The 867-nt window shown below is 35.3% G+C and carries 2 protein-coding genes; both read left to right on the forward strand.

Annotated features, from left to right (window positions below):
• Positions 1-316 (forward strand): hypothetical protein (locus tag CXF67_RS00075; RefSeq protein WP_219620997.1); only part of this gene is annotated, 316 nt, incomplete at its 5' end.
• A gap of 8 nt (positions 317-324) precedes the next feature.
• Entirely contained in the window at positions 325-669 is a 345-nt protein-coding gene (locus CXF67_RS00080) for a hypothetical protein (RefSeq protein WP_145990316.1), read from the forward strand.
• Positions 670-867 lie beyond the last annotated feature (198 nt).

Consider the following 867-nt stretch of genomic DNA (forward strand, 5'->3'; position numbering starts at 1 on the left):
GTGTGCAAGCAGAAAAATGAAATCGACAATTAAAATATTGACCATTACTCTACTACTATTTGGACTTTACGGTTGTGAGTTCAAGAATGAAAGACAGGATTATGCAGATATGCTAATTGAAAAGGTTGAGACCTTTAAGGAGTCAAATAACCGACTTCCAAAAGACGTATCGGAACTTGGTCTGACTGAAAAAATGGATAGTCCTGCGTTTTATCAAATGCAGACTGACTCAACATATATGTTTTGGTATGGACTAAGTGTTGGAGAATCGAAAGTTTATAGGTCGGTAACAAAGAAATGGACTGAAGAAGGATGAAAAGGTTAATGATAATATTGAGTCTTTGTTTCTTATCTGCTTGTGGTGACAAGCAAGTTGAATTCGAACAATCTAAATGGAATGAAAGTATCGATGGATTTTACCAGTTTAGAGAAGTTATGGTAAAAGACTTAATGGAAAACCACTTGGAAAAAGGAATGACTTATCGTCAACTAACTGACTTGATTGGGAAGCCTGAAAACTTAGCGAACTTAAAGATCAACACAATCGGATACACATTAATGGAAGATTACGGTTGGGACATTGACCCTGTCGAAACAAAAACTTTAATGGTTGAATTGACAAACGATTCTTTAGTTCAAGACTTTAAAATAGAACAATGGAAAAAATAAAAGCCAGCACACAACACTGTATATAGCAAATAGGGCGTTCAATGGTTTACGAAAGTTCAGTGCTATTTACCAACACCGCCAAATCGTTGATTTGGCTTTTAAAATGAATAAGATAAAAACAAAATACAACGATTTGGCTCAGTGCAGATTCGAAAGTTTATCGCTTTCTACTGCCCTACTTGCCATATACTAAACGTT

The organism is Psychroflexus sp. MES1-P1E (assembly GCF_002836055.1).
Taxonomy (GTDB): Bacteria; Bacteroidota; Bacteroidia; order Flavobacteriales; family Flavobacteriaceae; genus Psychroflexus.